This window comes from Achromobacter sp. T5-5 (assembly GCF_055397965.1).
In genome coordinates this window covers 2,284,500-2,304,093 of sequence record NZ_AP027919.1, presented here as the reverse complement: position 1 = coordinate 2,304,093, position 19,594 = coordinate 2,284,500, and the positions used below count along the sequence as shown (strand labels likewise).

Here is a 19,594-nt window from a genome sequence, read left to right as displayed (position 1 = left end):
TTCAAAGCCCGCGCAGCGCTTGCAGGCGCGCTTGCACCATCAGCGCCTTCATGTCGCGCACGGCCTTTTCCCAGCCGTCGAAGATCGCCTGCGCCACGATGGCGTGGCCGATATTGAGCTCGGAAATGCCGGCCACCGCGGCCACGGGCTTGACGTTGCCGTAGTGCAGGCCGTGTCCGGCGTTCACGCGCAGGCCGTGGCGCAGTCCTTCGGCCACCGCCAGGCGGATGCGCTGCAGTTCCGCCTCGGCGGCCTCGCCTTCGGCTTCGGCATAGGCGCCGGTATGCAGCTCGATCACGGGCGCGCCGGCCTTGGCCGCGGCGGCGATCTGCACGGGGTCCGGATCGATGAACAGCGACACGCGGATGCCGGCTTCGGTCAGCAGGGCCACGGCGTCGGAAACCGGGCCCATGGCGCCCGCCACTTCCAGCCCGCCCTCGGTCGTGAGCTCGGTGCGCTTTTCGGGCACCAGGCAGACGTCACTGGGTTTGACCGCGCAGGCGATTTCCAGCATTTCAGGCGTGACCGCGCATTCGAGGTTCATGCGGGTGCGCAACTGCGGGCGAATCGCATAGACGTCGGCGTCCTGGATGTGGCGCCGGTCTTCGCGCAGATGCAGCGTGATCAGGTCGGCCCCGGCGTCTTCGGCGCGCAGCGCGGCGGCGATCGGGTCGGGATACGCCGTGTGGCGCTGCTGCCGCAGCGTGGCGACGTGATCGATGTTTACACCAAGTTCCATCATTGCACTTTCGTTGTTTCTTCCCAGCCGCCGCCCAGCGCCTTGTAGAGCTCCACGCGGTTGATGAGCGCGGCCAGGCCGGTCTGCACCAGCGACAGTTGGGCGTTGAAAAAGTCCACCTGCGCGGTCTGGACCTGCAGGTAGCTGTCGATACCGTTGGTATACCGCAAATTCGACAACTCCAGCGTGCGCGCCGAGGAATCCTGCAACGCGCGCTGGGCGTCGAGCTGCGCCCCATACGTGGCCTCGCCCGCCAGCGCGTCCGACACCTCCCGGAATGCCTGCTGGATGGTCTGTTCGTATTGCGCCACCGCAATATTGTCGCGCGCCTTGGCCAGGCTCAGTCCTTCGCGGATGCTGCCGCCCGCAAAGAGCGGCGTCGTGATGGACGGCGAGAAGCTCCAGTAGCCCTGGCCGCCCTTGAACAGGTCGCCCAGCGACGGACTGGCCACGCCCAAGAGGCCCGTCAACGAGATGGTCGGGAAAAACGCCGCCCGCGCCGCGCCAATGTTGGCGTTGGCGGACAGCAGCTGGTTTTCGGCCGCGGCGATGTCGGGCCGGCGTTCCAGCAGGTCGGACGGCAGGCCGGACGGCACCGAGGCCAGCAGCTGGTCGCGCCCGAATTCGGCAGGCGCAGGCAGCGTGTCGGGCAACGGCGTGCCCACCACCAGCACCAGCGCGTTCATGGCCTGCGCGCGGGCGCGGGCCAGTTGCGCCAGGTCCGCCGAGGCCGTGTCCAGCAGGGACTTGGACTGGTTCAGGTCCAGCTCGGAGGCCACGCCGCCGTCGAAGCGGCGCTTGACCAGGTCATAGGATTCCTGGCGCGACGCCAGCGTGCGCTGGGTGAGGTCGAGCTGGACCTCGGCCGCGCGCAGGTTGAAATACGACTGCGCGACCGAGCCGACCAGCGAGATCTGCACGGTCTTTTGCGCCTGCTCCGTCGACAGGTATTGCTGATACGCCGCCTCGGACAGGTTGCGCAGGCGGCCGAACAGGTCGATCTCGAACGTGGTCAGGCCGATCCCGGCCTGGTACGAACTGCTGATCGAACTGGCGTCCGCGCCGCCCTGCCGCATGTTGGCCGGCAGATGCTGGCGCTGGCCCTGGATGCCGGCGCCGATGCTGGGCCATTGCGCCCCGCGCTGGATGCCGTACTGCGCCCTCGCCTCTTCGACGCGCTGCACCGCCACGCGCAGGTCGCGGTTGTTGACCAGCGCCAGCTCGATCAGGGCTTGCAGGCGCGGATCGCGGAAGAACTCGCGCCAGCCCAGGTCCGCGGCCGGCGTGCCCGCTTCCGGCACGACGTCGGAGGCCGGCTGCGTGCCCAGCGTGGTCGCACGCGAGTACGCGCCGTACTGCACCTTGGGCTGATCGGGCCACGTGGCGCTGATGGGCGCCTCGGGACGCTTGTAATCGGGAGCCAGCGAGCAGCCGGCCAACGCCACCGCCACCAGGGCGGACAAGGCGGTCTGTCTGAACATCAGGGCTTTCATTCCTTGCCCTCCTGGCCACCGGTCGGTTGTGCGGGTTGCGGCGTCGTGGGGGCCGCGGCCTGTTCGGCCTGCGCCTTCTTGGCGGCCTGTTCTTCCTCGAAGGCACGCAGCTCGGCGCCCAGCAGGCGCGGGCGCGTCTTGAACAAGCCCAGCACGACCACAAAGAACGTCGGGACGAAGATCACGGCGAACGGCGTGGCGGCCAGCATGCCGCCCAGCACGCCCAGGCCCACCGCGCGCTGGCTCGCGGCGCCGGCGCCGGTCGCCATCGCCAGCGGAATCACGCCCAGGATGAACGCCAGCGACGTCATCAGGATCGGCCGGAACCGCAGGCGCGCCGCCTCCACCGCGGATTCGTACAGGCCCATGCCGCGCGCGTACTGGTCCTTGGCGAATTCCACGATAAGAATCGCGTTCTTGGCCGCCAGACCGATCACGGTCACCATCCCGACCTGGAAGTACACGTCGTTGGACATGCCCAGCGCGCTGACCAGCGCCACCGCGCCCAGCATGCCCAGCGGCACCACCAGCATGACCGAGATGGGAATGGCCCAGCTTTCATACAGCGCGGCCAGCACCAGGAACACGACCAGCAGCGACAGGCCCATCAGGATGGGCGCCTGGTTGCCGGCTTGCCGCTCCTGGTAGGACAGGCCCGTCCACTCGTAGCCGAAGCCTTGCGGCAACTGCCCGACCAGGCGCTCCATTTCCGCCATGGCTTCGCCGGTGGTGTAGCCCGCGGCCGAGCTGCCGCCGATACGCATCGACTCGTAGCTGTTGTAGCGCACGACCTGCACCGGGCCCTGGACCCATTCGGCCGTCACGAACGTGGACAACGGCACCATCCCGCCCTGCGTGTTGCGCGCGTTCAGCTTGAGCACGTCGGAAAGCTGCATGCGGTACGGCGCGTCGGCCTGGACCCAGATGTTCTGCATCCGGCCCATGTTCGGGAACTTGCTCAGGTAGGCCGAGCCGACCGCCGTGGAGATCAGCGACGCGGCTTCGTTGAAGTCCACGCCCAGGGCGGCCGCCTTGTCGCGGTCGATGTTCAGGCTGAGCTGCGTGCCCGCCGCCAGGCCCGTGATGCGGACCTGCGACAGCACCGGGCTCTTCATGGCCTCGCCCATCAACTGGGCCGTGGCCGCGGCCAGCGCGTCGGTGCCGGCCGAACCGCGATCCTGCAGGCGCAGGTCGAAGCCGGTGGCGTTGCCCAGCGACGAGATGGCCGGCGGCACCAGCGTGAACACCTGCGCGTCATGGATGCCCATGAGCTGCTTTTCGAACGCCGTAAAGGCGATCGCGCCGGCGGAATCCTTGCGTTCCTTGCGGTCCTTGAAGTCCTTGAGCGTGGTGAACGCGATGGCGGCGTTCAGGCCGTTGCCGTTGAAGCTGTAGCCCTGCACGGCGATGATGTTCTCGACCGCCGGGATGCTCTGGAAGTACTTTTCGACCTGTTCGATGACCTCGACGGTGCGGTTGGCGCTGGCGCCGGTGGGCAGTTCGATGTTGCTGACCACATACCCCTGGTCTTCCTCGGGCAGGAACGAGGACGGCAGGCGCAGGTACAGCCAGCCCAGCAGCAGGACCAGCACCAGGAAGACCAGCATCATGCGGCCGCCCTTGTGCAGGATGCGCGACACCCAGTTCTGGTAGCCGTGGGTGGTGGCATCGAACTTGCGGTTGAACCAGCCGAAGAACCCCTTCTTGTCCTCGTGGTGGCCCTTGGGCACCGGCTTGAGGATCGTGGCGCACAGCGCCGGCGTGAAGGTCAGCGCCAGCAGCGCCGAAAAGAAGATGGACACGGCCATGGCGACCGAGAACTGCCGGTAAATCACGCCCACCGACCCGCTCATGAAGGCCAGCGGCAGGAACACGGTCACCAGCACCAGCGTGATGCCGATGATGGCCCCGCTGATCTGCGGCATCGCTTTCTTGGTGGCCTCCTTGGGCGGCAGGCCCTCGGTAGCCATGATGCGCTCGACGTTCTCGACGACCACGATGGCGTCGTCCACCAGGATCCCGATCGCCAGCACCATCGCGAACATGGTCAGCACGTTGATCGAGAACCCGAACGCCAGCATCACCGCGAACGACCCCAGCATGGCCACTGGCACCACCAGTGCCGGGATCAGCGTGTAGCGCACGTTCTGCAGGAACAGGTACATCACCAGGAACACCAGCACCATGGCTTCGGCCAGGGTGTGCAGCACCTGCTCGATCGACACCTTCACGTAGGGCGCGGTGTCATACGGCACGGAGTACTGGATGTTGCCCGGGAAGTACTTGGACAGTTCTTCCATCTGCTGGCGCACGCCCTGCGCCGTGGCCAGCGCGTTGGCATTGGGCGACAGCACGATGGCGAAGGCCGCCGTCGGCTTGCCGTTCAGGCGGGCGCCGAACTGGTAGTTGTCGGCCCCCACTTCGATCCGGGCGACGTCGCGCAGCAGCACCTTGGAACCGTCGGTATTGGCGCGCAGGACGATCCTGCCGAATCCGTCCACCGTGCTGAGCTGGCCGTTGGCCGTGACGGTGGCGGTGATGCGTTGCGATTCCGGATTGGGCGGCGCGCCGATGCTGCCGCCGGAGATCAGCACGTTCTGGCCGGCGATGGCGTTGTTGACCTCGGCCATGCTGAGGTTGAAGCCCACCAGCTTGGCCGGGTCCACCCAGATGCGCATCGCGCGCGGCGCGGCGAAGAGCTGGAACTGGCCCACGCCCGGCACGCGCGAAACCGGGTTCTGCACGTTGCGGGTGATGTAGTCGGCCAGCGCCGTCTGGTCCAGCGAGCCGTCGGGGGACGACAGCGTCACGATCATCAGGAAGCCGGTACTCGTCTGCTCGTACTGCAGGCCCTGCTGCTGCACCGCGCCGGGCAATTGCGCGATCACGTTGGACACGCGGTTCTGCACATCCACCTGCGCCAGGTCGGGATTGGTGCCCGGCGCGAAGGTGGCGGTGATGGTCGAGGTGCCGTAGGAATCGCTGACGGACTCGTAGTAGATCAGGCCCTTGGCGCCGTTGAGCTGGTCTTCGATGATGCTGGTGACCGACTCGGCCACTTCCTTGGCCGAGGCCCCGGGGTAGGTGGCGGTGATCGTGATGGCCGGCGGCGCCACGTCGGGATACTGCGCGACCGGCATGTTCGGGATGGCCAGCACCCCCGCCAGCAGAATGAATAGGGCAACTACCCAGGCGAAAATTGGTCGATCGATGAAAAATTGCGGCATGTGGGCTGACTCTGAAAGCGATGCTCACCAAAGAGGAACGCGGCGCCTGCTGCGCCGCGTGCCGCTTACGATTTCTGGCCTGCGGCCTTGTCCTGCTGGGCAGGCTCGGCCGGCTTGGCGCCGGGCTGCGGGGTGGATTCGGCGGGCTTGGCGCCGGCTTCGGCGGGCTTGGCGCCAGCTTCAGCAGGCTTGGCGCCCTGTTCCGCGCCTCCCCGGTTCCATTGGCTGACCTGAACCGGCGCGCCGGGACGAATCTTCTGGAACCCTTCCACCACGACCACATCGCCGGCCTTCAGGCCGCTGGTGATCAGCCAGTTGTTGTTCAAGGCGCCGCCGGTGGTGACCGGCACCTGCGCAATCTTGTTGTCGCGCACGAGCATCAGGCTCTGCTTGCCATCCGCCGTGCGCTGCAGCGCCTGCTGGGGAACCATCAGCGCGCTGTCGTCGAAGCCCTGCTCCAACCGAACCCGCACATACATGCCGGGCAACAGGATGGCGTCGGGATTGGGGACTTCGGCGCGCAGGTTTACCTGGCCCGTGGTCGGATCGACGGTGATGCCCGTGAACAGCAGCTTGCCGGGGTGGTCGTATTCAGTGCCGTCCTCGAGCACGACGGTTGCGCGGGCCGCATCCTGGCCGACCTGCTGCAGGCGGCCGCTGGCGAAGGCGCGGCGCAGCGCGGCGAGGTCCGTGGTGGATTGCGTGAAGTCGACGTAGATGGGGTCAAGCTGCTGCACCGTGGCCATCTGCGTGGCGGAGGTGGATTCGACCAGCGCGCCTTCGGTCACGAGCGGCTTGCCGATGCGTCCGGTGATGGGCGACGTGACGTCCGTGTAGCCGAGGTTGATGGCGGCGTTGTCCTGCGCGGCCTTCGCGGCCGCGACGGCCGCGTCGGTTTGGCGATAGGATGCCACGGCGTTGTCATATTCCTGCTTGCTGACGGCGTTGGCCTTGACCAGCGGCGCATAGCGGTCGGCCAGCAGCTTGGCGCTGAACAGGTTGGCCTGCGCCTGCTTCAACTGCGCCGTCGCCTGATCGTAGGCGGCCTTGTAGGGCGCCGGATCGATCTTGAACAGCAACTGGTTTTCCTTGACGTCGCCGCCCTGCTCGAACGCGATGCGTTGGACGATGCCAGTGACGCGGGCGCGGATCTGCGCGTCGCGCACGGCGTCCACGCGGCCCGGCAATTCGGAGACGATGGGCGCGCGCTGGGGCTGCACGGTGATGACGCTGACCTGTGGCATGCCCGGGTTCATTTGGGGTCTTTCACCGCACCCCGCCAACATCAGCGCGAGGACGCCACCGGAAAAAGCCAGACCCGAAAATCGTTTAGGCGAAAACCGCATTGAAACCCCCGCGTAGCGAAATGAACCGCGTCGTGAAATTGCGTCAACTCATGGCAGCCGTTCGATCGTGCCGGCAGGCAGGGATCAAAACATGACCAAGCGTCACCAACGACACGTGAATAGCCCAGTAATGTAACTCAGTTATTGGGGAAATCACGTACTTTCGGGCGTTTCGGGGGAACTTTCAGAAGTAATTCCGCAACAATTTTCTAGTCGGTGGACAGCTCCCGAAGGTTGCCGAGAAACGCGTAGCCGACCCCATGGACGGTGTGCAGCGGCAGCCGCAAACCGGCCTGCCGCACCTTGCCGCGCAGCCGGCAGATCGCGACGTTGAGGGACCGCATGTTCAGTCCGCTGCGGATGGCTTTGAGTTCATCGCGCACCAGTTCGCGGCGCGGGTTCTTTACCAGGCAGGCGAAGCAGGCGCGTTCGATCTCGGTGAGATCCAGGCGAGCGCCGCTGGGCATCTGCAAGGTCCAGCCCCAGTAGAGCAGGCTCCACCAGCCATCGGCGGGGTCATGGCCGGCGCCGGTCCGCCGGCGGGCTGGCGTCTGGATTCGACAGGCATCGCCGGCGGGCGCGTGCCGCCGGGCGGAACGCGGGCCCGCGAGACCGGGGGCAACGTCGGGGGCAAGATCGGCAGCAACATCAAGAGCAACATCGGGAGCAACATCGAGCGCAACAACGGCGGCAAGAACGGGTGCAAGAACGGGGGCATCCAAGACGGTTCTCCAAGGGGACGGCTGCCGGCATGCGGTGGCGGACGGTCCCGAAACAAGGTTGCGGTTTGTCCCGCAAGACTACCGCCAAGGCGCGGTCCCCAGCCTGCCGACGCTCACCTTTCAGACCAATCCTACAAACCGCCCGCAAGAAGCGGTGGCGCCCCCCGCGCCGTCATGAATGCTTGGTGCCGTTGCGATGGATATCGTGCGTGACGAAACAGCTGTCCTGCGTGGGACGGGCCAGGATGCCCGGTTTCTGCAGGGTGAGCCGGATGTCGGCGAGTCCCGATTCCCAGTGCTCGCGCATCGCCTCGGTGCCGAATTCGTAGTCCTTGGAGTAGCGCTCCAGGTGCTTGGCTTCGTAGATGAGGTTGATGATGTTGGTGGCCGGCGTGTGCGACAGCTTGCGGATGTCGGCAAGGTCCGGCGCCTTGCGATCGGCTTCGGGCAGGCGTTCAAGCAGACGTTGCAGGCCATGGCGCAGCTTGAGCACGCGCCGCAACTGGTCGGTGACCAGCCGGGTGCGGCTGGAATACTGGATGTCCTTTTGCCGTTCGGCCACTTCTTCCAGCGACGTGGGCAGGGCGCCGCGCGCGGGCCAGAGGTCCACCTGGAAGGCCAGGGTGTCGCGCATGTTTTCGGTGGTCAGCACCTGCGCGAGCGGCGTGTTGGACACGACGCCGCCGTCCCAGTAGTGCTGGCCCTCGATCTCCACGGACGGAAATCCCGGCGGCAAGGCGCCCGAGGCCATGATGTGCTCGGGTCCCAGCGTGCGCTCGGTGCTATCGAAGTACGCGAAATTGCCCGACTGCACGTTGACGGCGCCAAAGCTGGCCCTCACCGCGCCGCTGTTGAGCACATCGAAGTCCACGTACTGGCGCAAGGTATCGGCCAGCGGCGAGGTGTCGTAGAAACTGGTGGAGGCAGCCCCGCGTCCCCGGACCATGTAGGGAGGCGGAAAGCGCGGCTTGAAAAAGCCCGGCTGGCCCGTCAGCAGCGCCTGCAGCGCCGACACATGCCCGTTCATGGCAGGCGAGCCGAAGCCGAACGGAACACCCTCGAACATGCGCCCCAGCGACTCGCCCCACGGCATCGACGCAAACCCGCTGGGCCGGCAGATGCTTTCCCAGAAGCCGCGCAGGCGGTCGACCCGCTCGTCTTCCGGCGAACCGGCGATGATGGCCGCGTTGATGGAACCGATGGAGATCCCGGAAATCCAGGTGGGCCGGATGCCGGCCTCGTGCAGGCCCTGGTACACCCCCGCCTGGTACGACCCGAGCGCCCCGCCGCCCTGCAGCACGAGCGCAACGGTGTCGTAGTGCGGCATTTCCTGGGGGTCTTTGGGGTCTTTGGGGTCTTTGGCGTCTTCGGTGTCTTTGGTGTCTTCGTTGCGGGCCTTGGGGCGTACAGTCATGCGGCGTCCTATCACACTTGGTCCAACGCGGAATCCGATGCGGGTCTAGCGTTTGGTCTTGTCGGGAACCTGCGGCGCGGCAACGCCGGCGCGGAAGGGGTACTTGGCAAAGACTTCCGCCACGACCTTGTTCACGTTCTCGGACGACCCGGCGCTGGAGGGGTTCTGGATTTCACCCACGGCGACGCCTTCCCAGACCAGTTGCCGGCGGCGCGCGTCCACGAGATCGATGCTGAGCGTGCCTTCGGTGTATTGATAGACGTCGTCGCCCCACCCGTAGCCAGGCCAGCCGCCGTAGAAGCCCGCGCGGTAGCCGTAGTAGGGACCCATGGGCGCGGGTCCGGGCACGACCTCGGTCTGTTGCTGGAGCTTGGCGCCAAAATTGACCAGCAGGTCGGGATTGGTGGCACTGTATGTATAGCCGCGCATTTCCATCTGGCCGCGCGTGGCGCTCTTCAACCGTTCGGTCAGCAAGGTGTTGTAGCCCGCCTTGTCCGTACCCAGCGGCGTCATGTAGCCGAAAGTCCGGTACTGCGCAAAATCAGCCTGGTGGTCATAATCGCTCTTGACCGTGGGGCCAGAGGCGCAGGCCGCCAGTAATGCCGTCATGGAACCCGCCGTCAGCAATTTCAACGCTTTCATGTCGATCTCTCCGTGAGTTCAAGGCGAGAACATAGTGCCGCGAAGCCACCAAAGTTTCAACAGAATCTCATTCGCAACCCCGCCCACCGCGCAAGGGGTTGCGAAATGGCCGGTTCATGAGCACCCCGGCCACCCTCGCTCGCGCCGGTCCATTACACTTCCCGACGCTCCCTGCCATGGATAACGACACCCCCAAGACCATGCTCGAACTCGACGGCTCTATTTGGTTTCGCTCCGGCGCCCAGACCTGGGGCGGAAAGAACCGCATCGACCTGCTGGCGCAGATCGACGCCACCGGTTCGATCACGGCGGCGGCGCGCGCCGTGGGCATGAGCTACAAGGGCGCGTGGGACGCGATCGACGCCATGAACAACCTGGCCGGCGAGCCGCTGGTGCTGCGGGCGGCAGGCGGCAAGGGCGGCGGCGGCACGCGGCTGACCGACAGGGCGCGCCGCCTGATCGCGACCTTCCGGGCGCTCGAGGCCGAGCATCGCAAGTTCATGGACAACCTGACGCGCGCGGGGCTGGATGCCAGCGGCGACATCGACCTGATGAGGCGATTCATGCTCAAGACCAGTGCACGCAACAAGTTCCTGGGCACCGTCATCGAGATCCGCGAAGGCGCGGTGAACGACGAGGTGCTGCTGCGCATCGCCGGCGGCCATGCCGTCACGGCCACCATCACGCGGGAAAGCACGAAAGAGCTGGGCCTGGCGGTGGGCAAGGAAGCCATTGCGCTGGTCAAGGCGTCGTCGGTCATCGTCGGCGCCCCCGGCCCGGGCCTGCGGCTCTCGGCCCGCAACCAGTTGCTGGGCCGCATCGCCGAGCTGCGCCCGGGCGCGGTCAACACCGAAATCCTGATCGACATGGACGGCGGCGCCACGCTGGCGGCCATTGTCACGAACGAGAGCGCGACGGACCTGCAGCTCGACGTCGGCGCGCCGGCCGTGGCCATCTTCAAGGCATCCAGCGTGATCCTGGGCGTGCTGGACTAGCCTCTTCCCGCGGGCAGCCAGGGGGCCATGCGCCGCCCGGGCCGGTCAGAGCCCCACGCGTTCGTCGCCGCGGCCCACCCTGCCCTCGCGCACCTGGAACACCTCGTCGGCCAGTGCCTCCACATCCGCCGGATCGTGCGTGATCAGCAACATCGGCACGTCCAGCTGCCGTTGCAGCGCGTCCAGTTCCTGGCGCATCTTGCCGCGCAGTTGGGAGTCCAGCGCGGAAAAGGGCTCGTCCAGCAACAGGATGTCGGGCTGCAGCATCAGCGCCCGCGCCAACGCCACGCGCTGCTTCTGCCCGCCCGAGATTTCGTTGGGATAGCTGCCCACGATGGCGCCCAGCTCGAACGCATCCACCCAGCGCTGCGCCTCGCGCGTCGCCTCGCGCCGGCGCGGATTGAGCCAGCCGCGGCGCAGGCCGAAGGCGATGTTCTGCGCCACGGTCAGGTGGGGAAACAACGCATAGTCCTGGAAAAGGTAAGCCACGCGGCGCGACCGGGCCGGCAGGCAGATGCCGGCCTGGCTGTCGAACAGCACCCGGCCGTTGATCTCGATGCGCCCGGCGTCCGGACGCAGCAGCCCGGCCACGGCCCGCAGTGTCAGGCTCTTGCCCGCGCCCGACGGGCCGAACAGCGCGATGCGCTTGGCGGACGAACTGAATTGCACGTCCAGGTCGAATCTGCGGTCGCCCGACACCATGGTCTTGCGCACCTGGATGTCCACGCTCATCGCCCGCCTCCGTTGCGCTGGCCGGCGCCGATCGGCACGAGCTTGCCCGCGGCCAGCAGCACAACGACGCAGGTCACCGAGGTGACCAGCACCAGCATGTTGGCGGTGGCATCGTCGCCCGCCTGCACCGCTTCGTAGATGGCGACCGACAAGGTCTGCGTGCGGCCCGGTAGGTTGCCGGCGATCATGAGCGTGGCGCCGAACTCGCCCAGCGCGCGCGCAAAGGCAAGCAGCACGCCGGCGGCGATGCCGCGGGCGGCCAGCGGCAGCGTCACGCGGAAGAACACCCCGGCCTCGCCCACGCCCAGCACCCGGGCCGCGTTCTCGAGCTGGCCGTCGACGTTTTCGAACGCGGCGCGGGCCGACTTGAACACCAGGGGAAAAGCCACCACGGAGGCCGCGATCACGGCGCCCTGCCAGGTGAAGACCAGCTCGATGCCCCAGCCCGCCAGCGTCTCGCCGATGATGCCGCGCCGGCCCAGCAGCACCAGCAGGTAATAGCCCAGCACGGTGGGCGGCAGCACCAGCGGCAACGTCAGGATGGCATCGAGCAGGTCGCGGCCGGGCCAGCGCCAGCGCGACAGGCCATAGGCCGCGGCCGTGCCGGCAATGGCTGCCAATAGGGTGGCCCACCCTGCCACTTTCAGGGAAAGCAGCAGGGGAACCCAGACCGGATCACTCATCGATGCCTACGATTGAACGGGGACTCAAGGCTTCTGGAAGCCGTAGCGCGACAGTATCGCCTGGCCGGCGGGCGACAGCACATAAGCGACAAAGCTTTCGGCTTCCTTGGCCGCGGCCTCGCGCGTGGTCAACGCGATGGGATAGGTCACCGGCGTTTGCGAGGGCACGCGCACGGCGATCTTGACCTTGTCCGGCATGATGGCCGCATCGGTCGCAAAGACGAAGCCGGCGTCGACCTCGCCGCGCGCCACGTAGTCCAGGCTCTGGCGCACGTTCTGGGCCAGCACGCTCTTGGCCTGCACCGCGTCCCACAGGCCCGCGGCCTGCAAGGCCGCCTGCGTGTAGCGCCCCACCGGCACCGAGGCGGGATTGCCGTAGGCGATGCGTTTCACCTCGGCGCGCTCCAGATCCTTGAGCGCCGTGATGTTGGCCTTGCTGTCGGCCGGCACGATCAGCACGATCTGGTTGGCCGCAAAGTCCACGCGCGAGGCGGGCTTGACGGCCTTTTCCTCGACCGCCTTGTCCATCGCCTTCTGGTCGGCCGAGGCGAACACGTCCGCCGGCGCCCCCTTCACGATCTGCTGCAGCAGCACATCGGACGCGCCGAAGTTCAGGATTACCTTGGTGCCCGCGTGCGCTTTCTCAAAACCCTGCGCCACTTCCTTGAACGCGTTGGTCAGGCTGGCGGCGGCCGATACCACCAGCTCCCCGGCGCTGGCATGGGAGCTCCAGGCGGCGGCAAGCGCCAGAGTCAGCGCAGCGAGCGGGCGTTTGTACAACATGTCGTTCTCCAGGGGATAGGGGCGGTTCAGGATCGAAATATATCCAGGTATATAACGGTAGTCAATTTGCAGGGGCGCGGCGTTTACGAAATATCAAGGGCAGTGTTTGGCCGAACGGCGCCGTGCGATGTCAGCCGCGCGCCACGGTAGTGACGCGCACCGCTTCGGGGGCCAGCGCGGCGCGCAGGAAGTCCAGCGCCGCTTCAGGCCGGGCGGCGCCGCACATGAAGATGTCCAGGGCCGCGAACCGGTGCTCCGGCCAGGAATGGATGCTGATGTGGGATTCACTGAGCAGGATCACGCCCGTGACTCCCGCCCCTTCGCCGAAATGATGGAAATGCGCGCTGAGCACTTGCGCGCCCGCCGCGCGCGCCGCCGCGGTCATCTGCCGTTCCAGGGCGGGCGCGTCGGCCAGCAGGCCGGGCTCAACGCCGCGAAAGTCCGCCAGCACGTGCCGGCCCGGGGTGGCGTGCCCCGTCACTTGTGGGATCCGCCCGACGACCAGCCGGACCCGCCGGAATAACCGCCGCCCCAACTGCTGCCGCTGCCGCCGCCGACCAGGCGCGAGCCCGGCGCGCTGGCGCTGGTGGTGGCCAGCACGACCACCACGGCATAGATGGCATACAACACCTTGCCCTTCATGCTATTCATCCTTCCCTGTCAGCGTGTCGGCCAGGAGGGCCGGCACCCAGAGAAACGCCATCCCGACCAGGACCGGAATGAAGCGGCCGTCGAAGATGTTGTCAAAGTTCAGGAACACCAGGGCGATCAGCGCCGCCTTGGCCCATTTCCGGTAGCCGCCCGCCGCTTTGGCGGCAGCGCCCGCCATGGCCTTCTGCCGGTTGAGTTCGGGCCGGTTGAACCACTGGGCCAGTTGCGCCGGCGACACCGGCGCCGACGCCGACCACCCCAGTTCCTCGTCGCCCAGCTCGCGCGTGAGCTTCAGCGTGCCGACTTTGTAATCGGTGATGCGCGTGCTGTCGCCGACCTTGACCCGCCAGTTGAAGGCGCCCAGCGCCATTTCCACGCGCGAGGTGTAGTCGTACAGCTTCTGGTACAGCCGGTTGCGCCAGCGCACGCTGGTGGCGTTGTTGTGGCTGGGCCAGGTGTCGCAGACCTGCACGCGCTCCCACCCCTCTTCGGATTCCACCAGCCAGACGAATCCCTTGGCCGGGTTGAACAGCAGGTATTCGGTCCAGCTGGAGGGCTCTTCGGGATCGGGGTCGGCGCACTTCATGAGGCCGATGAGGGTGTAGTCCACGCCCTCCATCTTTGCGACCGAGCCCAGCGCCAGCGTGGCCCGGATCTTCTGCACCCGGCGCGCCTTTTCGATGACTTCTGCCGTGGGGCCCGAGCAATCGACGGCCGCCGCGCACGAGGGGCAGACCACGTTCGTGGCCATCGCGGCGACAAAGGTGATCGGCGCGCCGCAATTGGGGCAGTCCAGCGCCTTGATCTGGCCGCGGAAGCGTCCGGCGGTCTCCTCGACCTGCTCCTTGGTGCGCAGCGACCCGGCCTGCATGGCCGACAGGTCGAACGCCTTGCCGATGTAGAGCTCGGGCTGCGGGCCATCGGAAAAGTCCAGCGTCAGGAAGGCGTCCAGGCTGCGATAGTCGGCCACCTTGGCCTGCCAGCCGTCGCCCGGCACGAACGGCAGCTCGCCCTGGGCGCCGCCGGCCTGGCTGGTGCGCACGTCCGCCGCCACGAAGCGCTGTCCGTCCAGCTTGAACTCGTCGCCCGGCGCGATGTCCTCGAACGCCGGCAGGCTTTGCGTGGTCTTGGCCTGCCGCCGCCGCGTGACGGCGTACTGGCCCGAGGCGTCGGACAGCCAGCCATCGGTGCCATCTTCGAACCACAGGTACCACTCGTTCCAGAAGCCTTCGTCAAAGCGCAACTGGATGCGGCCGATGACGTCGAAGCGCTTGCCGTCGTGGACGCCCGCCGCGCCCAGGCACAGCGGCGAATAGTCTTCCAGGACCTCGGCCGCCTCGCCGATGCGTTTGACCGACTCGGCATCCTTGAGCAAGGTGCTGCGGCACGCGCCGCAGACCGCCATGACGGAAGCCGCGGACGTGAACTTGACTGGGGCGCCGCACTGCGGACACAGAACCTGCTGCATGGGGCCTTAGCTGGTGAGTTTCTTCAGCACGTCGGCCTTGGCCGTATCGTAGTCCGCCGCGGTGATGAGGCCCTTGTCCAGCAATTCCTTGAGCTGCTGCAGGCGCTGCACGGGGTCGGCCTGCGCGGGCTGGGGTTGTTGGGACGGCTGCCCGGGCTGCGGCTGGCCCTGCGCCGCGCCCAGCCCCTGCGCCATGGTCTGGCCCAGGGCCGCGCCGGCGGCCAGACCAGCGCCGATGCCCGCGATGCCGCCTTCGTTCTGCGCGGCCAGCGGGATGGACGTCGCGGTCTGGTATTGCGTGAACTTGCCCAGGTCGCCGGCCATGCCCATCGAGATCCGGGTGTCCAGCGCCTTCTGCAGTTCTTCGGGCAGCGACACGTTCTCGACGGTGAAGTTGTCGAGCTTGACGCCGTAGCGGTCGAATACGGGCGCGAGCTGCTCGGCGATGCTCTGCGACATCAGGCCCTGGTTGGCGGCCATGTCCAGGAACGGCACTTTGGCGCCGCCCAGCGCGGTCGTCATGGCGGCCACCACCATGTTGCGAAGCTGCGCCTCCAGGTCATCCACGGTATAGACGTCGCGCGTGCCGCTGATTTCGCGGTAGAACTTGCCGGGGTCGGAGATCTGGTACGAATACACGCCGAAGGCGCGCAGGCGCACCATGCCGAATTCGCTGTCGCGCAGGGTCACCGGCTGGGCCGTGCCCCAGCGGCGGCCAAGCTGCAGGCGCGTGCTGAAGAAAATCACGTCCGACTTGAAGGGCGACTCGAAGAGCTTGTCCCAGTTCTTCAGGTAGGTCAGGATCGGCAGCGTCTGCGTGGTCAGCTTGTACATGCCGGGGCCGAACACGTCGGCCACCTTGCCTTCGTTGACGAACACCGCCATCTGCGATTCGCGGACGGTCAGGCTGGCGCCGTACTGGATTTCAAAATCCTGCATCGGATGGCGCCAGGCGAGCACGCCGTCGCGATCCTCGTTCCATTGCAGGATGTCGATGAATTGCTTGCGAATGAATGAACCGAGACTCATGGAAAGTCCTCCTGTGTCGGATCGGATGGCGCGGCGGCCTCAGGTCAGGCAGGCGGCGTTGACGATGCCCGCCGCCAGGGAAATCGCGCCGAGCAGGCCACCCATGGCGATGTTGTTTTCCACGATGGCGTCGTTCATGCCACGTATGGCGTTGGCGACGACGACATACACGACGATCTGCACCGCCATCGCCGCCACGCCCCAGACCAGGAACATGACGAAGCTGGCGTGGATCGCGATGCTGGAAGCCAGCGTGAGGCTGAAACCGACCAGCGCGCCGCCGTAGGACATGGCCGCGGCGATGTTGCCCTCGCGGACGAGGTCGAATTCCTTGTAGCGCGTGACGGCCGTGTAGACCGCCGTGAACACGCCCAGCATGACGAGCGCCGAAACGATATAGATCAGATAGGTCACCGCCGGATGCATTGCTTCTCCCATTGCCAGCCTCCCAATTGCGCGCAGTATATACGTGGCGTTCGATATACTGCGAACGCATTTTTCGGCTCGGACACTCCATGCGCGACCGCGTTCTCATTCTCTCGGTATTAATCGTTGCATCCTGCGGTTTGGGCTACGAGCTCATCAGCAGCGCGCTCGCCAGCTATTTACTGGGGGATTCGATCCTGCAGTTCTCGTCGGTGATCGGGTGCTATCTCTTCGCCATGGGCATCGGTTCATGGTTGTCAAAATATGTAAGAGACGAAGACGTTCTGAATCGCTTCATCGACGTGGAGCTGCTGGTCGCGCTGCTGGGCGGGGTGTCCGCCGCGGTGCTTTTCCTGGTGTTCGCGTGGCTGTCCGCGCCCTTTCGCGCGGCGTTGTATGTCGGCGTCTTCATCATCGGCCTGATGGTCGGCATGGAGATCCCGCTGGTGATGCGCGTCTTCAACCAGCGCAAGGCGGAGTTCCGCGAGATCGTCAGCCGCGTGCTGACCTTCGACTACCTGGGCGCGCTGGCGGTGTCGCTGATCTTCCCCCTGCTGCTCGCGCCCAAGCTGGGGCTGCTGCGCACGAGCTTCCTGTTCGGCATCCTGAACGCCAGCGTGGCGCTGTGGACGACCTGGCTGTTCCGCGCCGAAGTCACCCGCCCAGGCGAAAAGGCCATGCGCGCCGGCGTGGTGATCGGCATCCTGGGGCTGGGTTTCGTGTATTCGGGCAGCATGACGGCCTGGGCCGAGAAGGGACTCTATGGCGATGACGTCATTCATGCCGAGACCACGCAATACCAGCGCCTGGCCGTGACGCGCTGGCACGACGACCTGCGCCTGTACATCAACGGCAATCTGCAGTTCTCGTCGCGCGACGAACATCGTTATCACGAATCGCTGGTGCACCCCGGCCTGCAGGCGCTGCCCTGGGCGCGCAACGTGCTGGTGCTGGGCGGCGGCGACGGCCTGGCCGTGCGCGAGATCCTGAAGTACAAGCACATCGAGCACGTCACGCTGGTGGACCTGGACCCCGCCATGACGAATCTCTTCTCGCGCTCCGAGCCGCTGGTCAAGCTGAACGAAGGCGCCTTGAAAGACCCTCGCGTGACGGTCATCAATGACGACGCGGGCCGCTGGCTGGAGACGCATGCCGAGGTCTACGACTTCATCGTGGTGGACTTTCCCGATCCGTCCAACTTCGGCCTCGGGCGCCTGTACTCGGTGCCGGTCTATCACCTGATGGCGCGCCACCTGGCCGAAAACGGCTACCTGGTCGTGCAGTCCACGTCGCCCTACTTCGCGCCGCGCTCGTTCTGGAGCGTGGACGCCACCCTCAAGGAAGCCGGCCTGAACACGTGGCCGTACCATGTGTACGTGCCGTCGTTCGGCGACTGGGGCTTCATCCTGGCCAGCAAGCGGCGCGACTACACGCCGCCCGAGACGCTCACCGTGGCCACGCGCTACCTCGACCCGGTCACCGTGCGCGAACTCTTTCACTTTCCCGCCGACATGCCGGCGTTGGCCATGCCGCCCAACCGCCTGAATGAGCAATCGCTGGTGCGCTACTTCGACGAGGACTGGCGCAAGGTGATCCGCTGATGCGGCGCCGCAGCTTCCTGCTGGGCGCCGCCACGGCCGCGGCCGCGGGGTCCGTGGGCTATTGGCGCTCGCGCATCGTCGAGACCACGCCCGACGTACGCTATCCGGGCATGCAGGCCGGGCACGCGCTGCGCGATGGCGCCGCCCTGCCGCAGCCGTCGGCCACGCGCCGGCACGAGGTCGCAATACTGGGCGCCGGGGTCGCCGGACTGTCCTGCGCCTGGAAACTGGCGCGCGAAGGCTTTACCGATTTCGTCGTGGTGCAGGGCCCGGAATTCGGCGGCAACGCGGCGGCCGGCCAGCGCGAGGGCCTGGACTATCCGCTGGGCGCGCATTACCTGCCGCTGCCCTCGCTGGCGTCTTCCCACGTGCGCGAGATGCTGGCGGACTTTGGCCTCATCGAACACGGCGCGGGCGAGGTGCGTCCGTATTACGACGAGTCCGTCCTGGTGCATTCGCCGCAGGAACGGCTGCTGCGCAACGGCCGTTGGGAAGAGCACCTGCTGCCCATGACCGGCGTGCCCGAAGCCGACGCCGCGCAGCATCGCCGGTTCCTCGAATACATCGAACGGCTGCGCACGCAAATGGGCAGCGACGGCCGCAAGGTGTTCAGCATCCCGCTCGTCCTGTCGTCGCGCGATCCGGCCTGGCGGGCGCTGGACAACCTGACCTTCAAGCAGTGGCTGGATCGCGAAGGCTATACCTCGCCCGCCCTGCACTGGTATCTGAACTACTGCTGCCGCGACGACTACGGCGCGCGCTACGACGTGGTGTCGGCATGGGCCGGGCTGCATTATTTCGCCAGCCGCGACGGCCATGCGGCCAACGCCGGCGAAGGCGCCGTGCTGACCTGGCCCGGCGGGCTGGCGGTCCTGGCCGACCGGATGCGCGACGCCATCACGCAACGGCTCGGCCACGCCGGCTGGCTGCTGCCGGGCACGGCGGCGCGCGTCGAGGAGCTGCCGGCCGGTCCGCGGGTCACGTGCCTGACGCCCGGACCGCAGGGCGCCCCCCGCGCCTACGCCATCCAGACCCGCCGGACGGTCTGCGCCATGCCGCTCTTCGTGGCGCAGCACCTGCTGCCGGACATCCGCGCGTATGGATACGACCCCGCGGCGCACGCCGCCCCGCACGCGGCCTGGATGGTGTCGAACTTCGTCATGGAAGGCTATCCCCTCGAAGCGCCCGGCGAACCCCTGTCCTGGGACAACGTGGTCTACCAGGGCGAGGCCCTGGGCTATGTGGTGTCCACCCATCAGTTGCTGCGGGTGGCGCGGTCCCCGCGCAGCGTGTTCACGGCCTATCACGCGCTGAGCGGCCAGGCGCCGCACGCCGCGCGCGACTGGCTGACCCGCGCCAGCCCGCAGGCGCTGCGCGACATGGCGGCCGTGGACCTGGTCGCGGCGTATGGCAAGGACTTCTGGCGCCACGCCCGCCAGTTGGAGATCACCGTGCGCGGCCACGCCATGGCTACGCCGGTCTGCGGCTACCTGTCCAATCCAGGGCTGGCCGCGCTGCGGGCCGTGGACGGGCCGGTGCTGTTCGCGCACGCCGACCTGTCGGGGTATTCGGTCTTCGAGGAGGCCTCATGGTGGGGCGTCCAGGCGGCACGGCGTATCCTGGGGCACCAAGAACAAGGATGA

18 protein-coding genes are annotated in these 19,594 nt (G+C 67.0%); 3 read left to right on the top strand and 15 right to left on the bottom strand.

All coding sequences use genetic code 11. The annotated features are described in order from the left end of the window. Position 1 precedes the first annotated feature (1 nt). The 7 genes from pdxJ to ACZ50Q_RS10280 form a co-directional block, all read right to left on the bottom strand. The gene (gene pdxJ / locus ACZ50Q_RS10310; RefSeq protein WP_464081426.1) at positions 2 to 742 is read right to left on the bottom strand and encodes a pyridoxine 5'-phosphate synthase; all 741 of its coding nucleotides are present in this window, start codon (positions 740 to 742) and stop codon (positions 2 to 4) included. Next, positions 739 to 2,232: an efflux transporter outer membrane subunit gene (locus ACZ50Q_RS10305; protein WP_464081425.1), complete on the bottom strand. Its 1,494-nt coding sequence runs from the start codon at positions 2,230 to 2,232 to the stop codon at positions 739 to 741. Before ACZ50Q_RS10305 ends, pdxJ begins: the two co-directional genes overlap by 4 nt. Continuing rightward, on the bottom strand, positions 2,229 to 5,459 hold the full coding sequence (locus ACZ50Q_RS10300) for a multidrug efflux RND transporter permease subunit (protein ID WP_464081424.1): 3,231 nt from the start codon (positions 5,457 to 5,459) through the stop codon (positions 2,229 to 2,231). Before ACZ50Q_RS10300 ends, ACZ50Q_RS10305 begins: the two co-directional genes overlap by 4 nt. A gap of 65 nt (positions 5,460 to 5,524) precedes the next feature. Continuing rightward, positions 5,525 to 6,805, bottom strand: a complete 1,281-nt coding sequence (locus ACZ50Q_RS10295; protein ID WP_464081423.1) for an efflux RND transporter periplasmic adaptor subunit — start codon at positions 6,803 to 6,805, stop codon at positions 5,525 to 5,527. A gap of 209 nt (positions 6,806 to 7,014) precedes the next feature. Then, positions 7,015 to 7,527, bottom strand: a complete 513-nt coding sequence (locus tag ACZ50Q_RS10290) for a winged helix-turn-helix domain-containing protein (RefSeq protein ID WP_464081422.1) — start codon at positions 7,525 to 7,527, stop codon at positions 7,015 to 7,017. Positions 7,528 to 7,699: 172 nt separating this feature from the next. Beyond that, complete coding sequence (locus tag ACZ50Q_RS10285) at positions 7,700 to 8,941, bottom strand: patatin-like phospholipase family protein (protein WP_464081421.1); 1,242 nt, start codon at positions 8,939 to 8,941, stop codon at positions 7,700 to 7,702. 45 nt (positions 8,942 to 8,986) lie between these two features. After that, entirely contained in the window at positions 8,987 to 9,583 is a 597-nt protein-coding gene (locus ACZ50Q_RS10280) for a DUF4136 domain-containing protein (protein ID WP_076520176.1), read from the bottom strand. 200 nt (positions 9,584 to 9,783) lie between these two features. On the opposite strand from ACZ50Q_RS10280, the gene ACZ50Q_RS10275 reads away from it, so the two are divergent. Then, positions 9,784 to 10,578 (top strand): TOBE domain-containing protein, encoded by a 795-nt coding sequence (locus ACZ50Q_RS10275; RefSeq protein WP_464081977.1) that lies wholly within the window; start codon positions 9,784 to 9,786, stop codon positions 10,576 to 10,578. 45 nt (positions 10,579 to 10,623) lie between these two features. Here ACZ50Q_RS10275 and ACZ50Q_RS10270 read toward each other — a convergent pair whose 3' ends face one another. The 8 genes from ACZ50Q_RS10270 to ACZ50Q_RS10235 all read right to left on the bottom strand — a co-directional run bounded on the left by ACZ50Q_RS10270 (position 10,624) and on the right by ACZ50Q_RS10235 (position 16,350). Next, on the bottom strand, positions 10,624 to 11,310 hold the full coding sequence (locus ACZ50Q_RS10270; protein WP_464081420.1) for an ATP-binding cassette domain-containing protein: 687 nt from the start codon (positions 11,308 to 11,310) through the stop codon (positions 10,624 to 10,626). Continuing rightward, positions 11,307 to 11,993 carry a molybdate ABC transporter permease subunit gene (gene modB, locus ACZ50Q_RS10265; protein ID WP_092581339.1) on the bottom strand — a complete coding sequence of 229 codons (687 nt, stop codon included), beginning with the start codon at positions 11,991 to 11,993 and terminating at the stop codon, positions 11,307 to 11,309. Before modB ends, ACZ50Q_RS10270 begins: the two co-directional genes overlap by 4 nt. 24 nt (positions 11,994 to 12,017) lie before the next feature. Next, positions 12,018 to 12,776, bottom strand: coding sequence for a molybdate ABC transporter substrate-binding protein (gene modA, locus ACZ50Q_RS10260; protein WP_464081419.1), 759 nt, complete (start codon positions 12,774 to 12,776; stop codon positions 12,018 to 12,020). 130 nt (positions 12,777 to 12,906) lie between these two features. Then, on the bottom strand, positions 12,907 to 13,257 hold the full coding sequence (gene speD / locus ACZ50Q_RS10255) for an adenosylmethionine decarboxylase (protein ID WP_092581341.1): 351 nt from the start codon (positions 13,255 to 13,257) through the stop codon (positions 12,907 to 12,909). Further along, positions 13,254 to 13,418, bottom strand: coding sequence for a hypothetical protein (locus ACZ50Q_RS10250; RefSeq protein ID WP_464081418.1), 165 nt, complete (start codon positions 13,416 to 13,418; stop codon positions 13,254 to 13,256). The genes speD and ACZ50Q_RS10250 overlap by 4 nt, the downstream gene beginning before the upstream one ends. A gap of 1 nt (position 13,419) precedes the next feature. Further along, positions 13,420 to 14,895: a DUF4178 domain-containing protein gene (locus tag ACZ50Q_RS10245; protein WP_464081417.1), complete on the bottom strand. Its 1,476-nt coding sequence runs from the start codon at positions 14,893 to 14,895 to the stop codon at positions 13,420 to 13,422. Between the two features lie 6 nt (positions 14,896 to 14,901). Further along, positions 14,902 to 15,924 (bottom strand): SPFH domain-containing protein, encoded by a 1,023-nt coding sequence (locus tag ACZ50Q_RS10240; protein ID WP_464081416.1) that lies wholly within the window; start codon positions 15,922 to 15,924, stop codon positions 14,902 to 14,904. Between the two features lie 39 nt (positions 15,925 to 15,963). Further along, positions 15,964 to 16,350 (bottom strand): DUF350 domain-containing protein, encoded by a 387-nt coding sequence (locus ACZ50Q_RS10235; RefSeq protein ID WP_092581344.1) that lies wholly within the window; start codon positions 16,348 to 16,350, stop codon positions 15,964 to 15,966. An 89-nt stretch (positions 16,351 to 16,439) separates the two neighbouring features. Here ACZ50Q_RS10235 and ACZ50Q_RS10230 point away from each other — a divergent pair, with 89 nt between their 5' ends. Both ACZ50Q_RS10230 and ACZ50Q_RS10225 read left to right on the top strand, forming a co-directional pair. Then, positions 16,440 to 17,951, top strand: a complete 1,512-nt coding sequence (locus ACZ50Q_RS10230) for a polyamine aminopropyltransferase (protein WP_464081415.1) — start codon at positions 16,440 to 16,442, stop codon at positions 17,949 to 17,951. Then, entirely contained in the window at positions 17,951 to 19,594 is a 1,644-nt protein-coding gene (locus tag ACZ50Q_RS10225; protein ID WP_464081414.1) for an NAD(P)-binding protein, read from the top strand. The genes ACZ50Q_RS10230 and ACZ50Q_RS10225 overlap by 1 nt, the downstream gene beginning before the upstream one ends.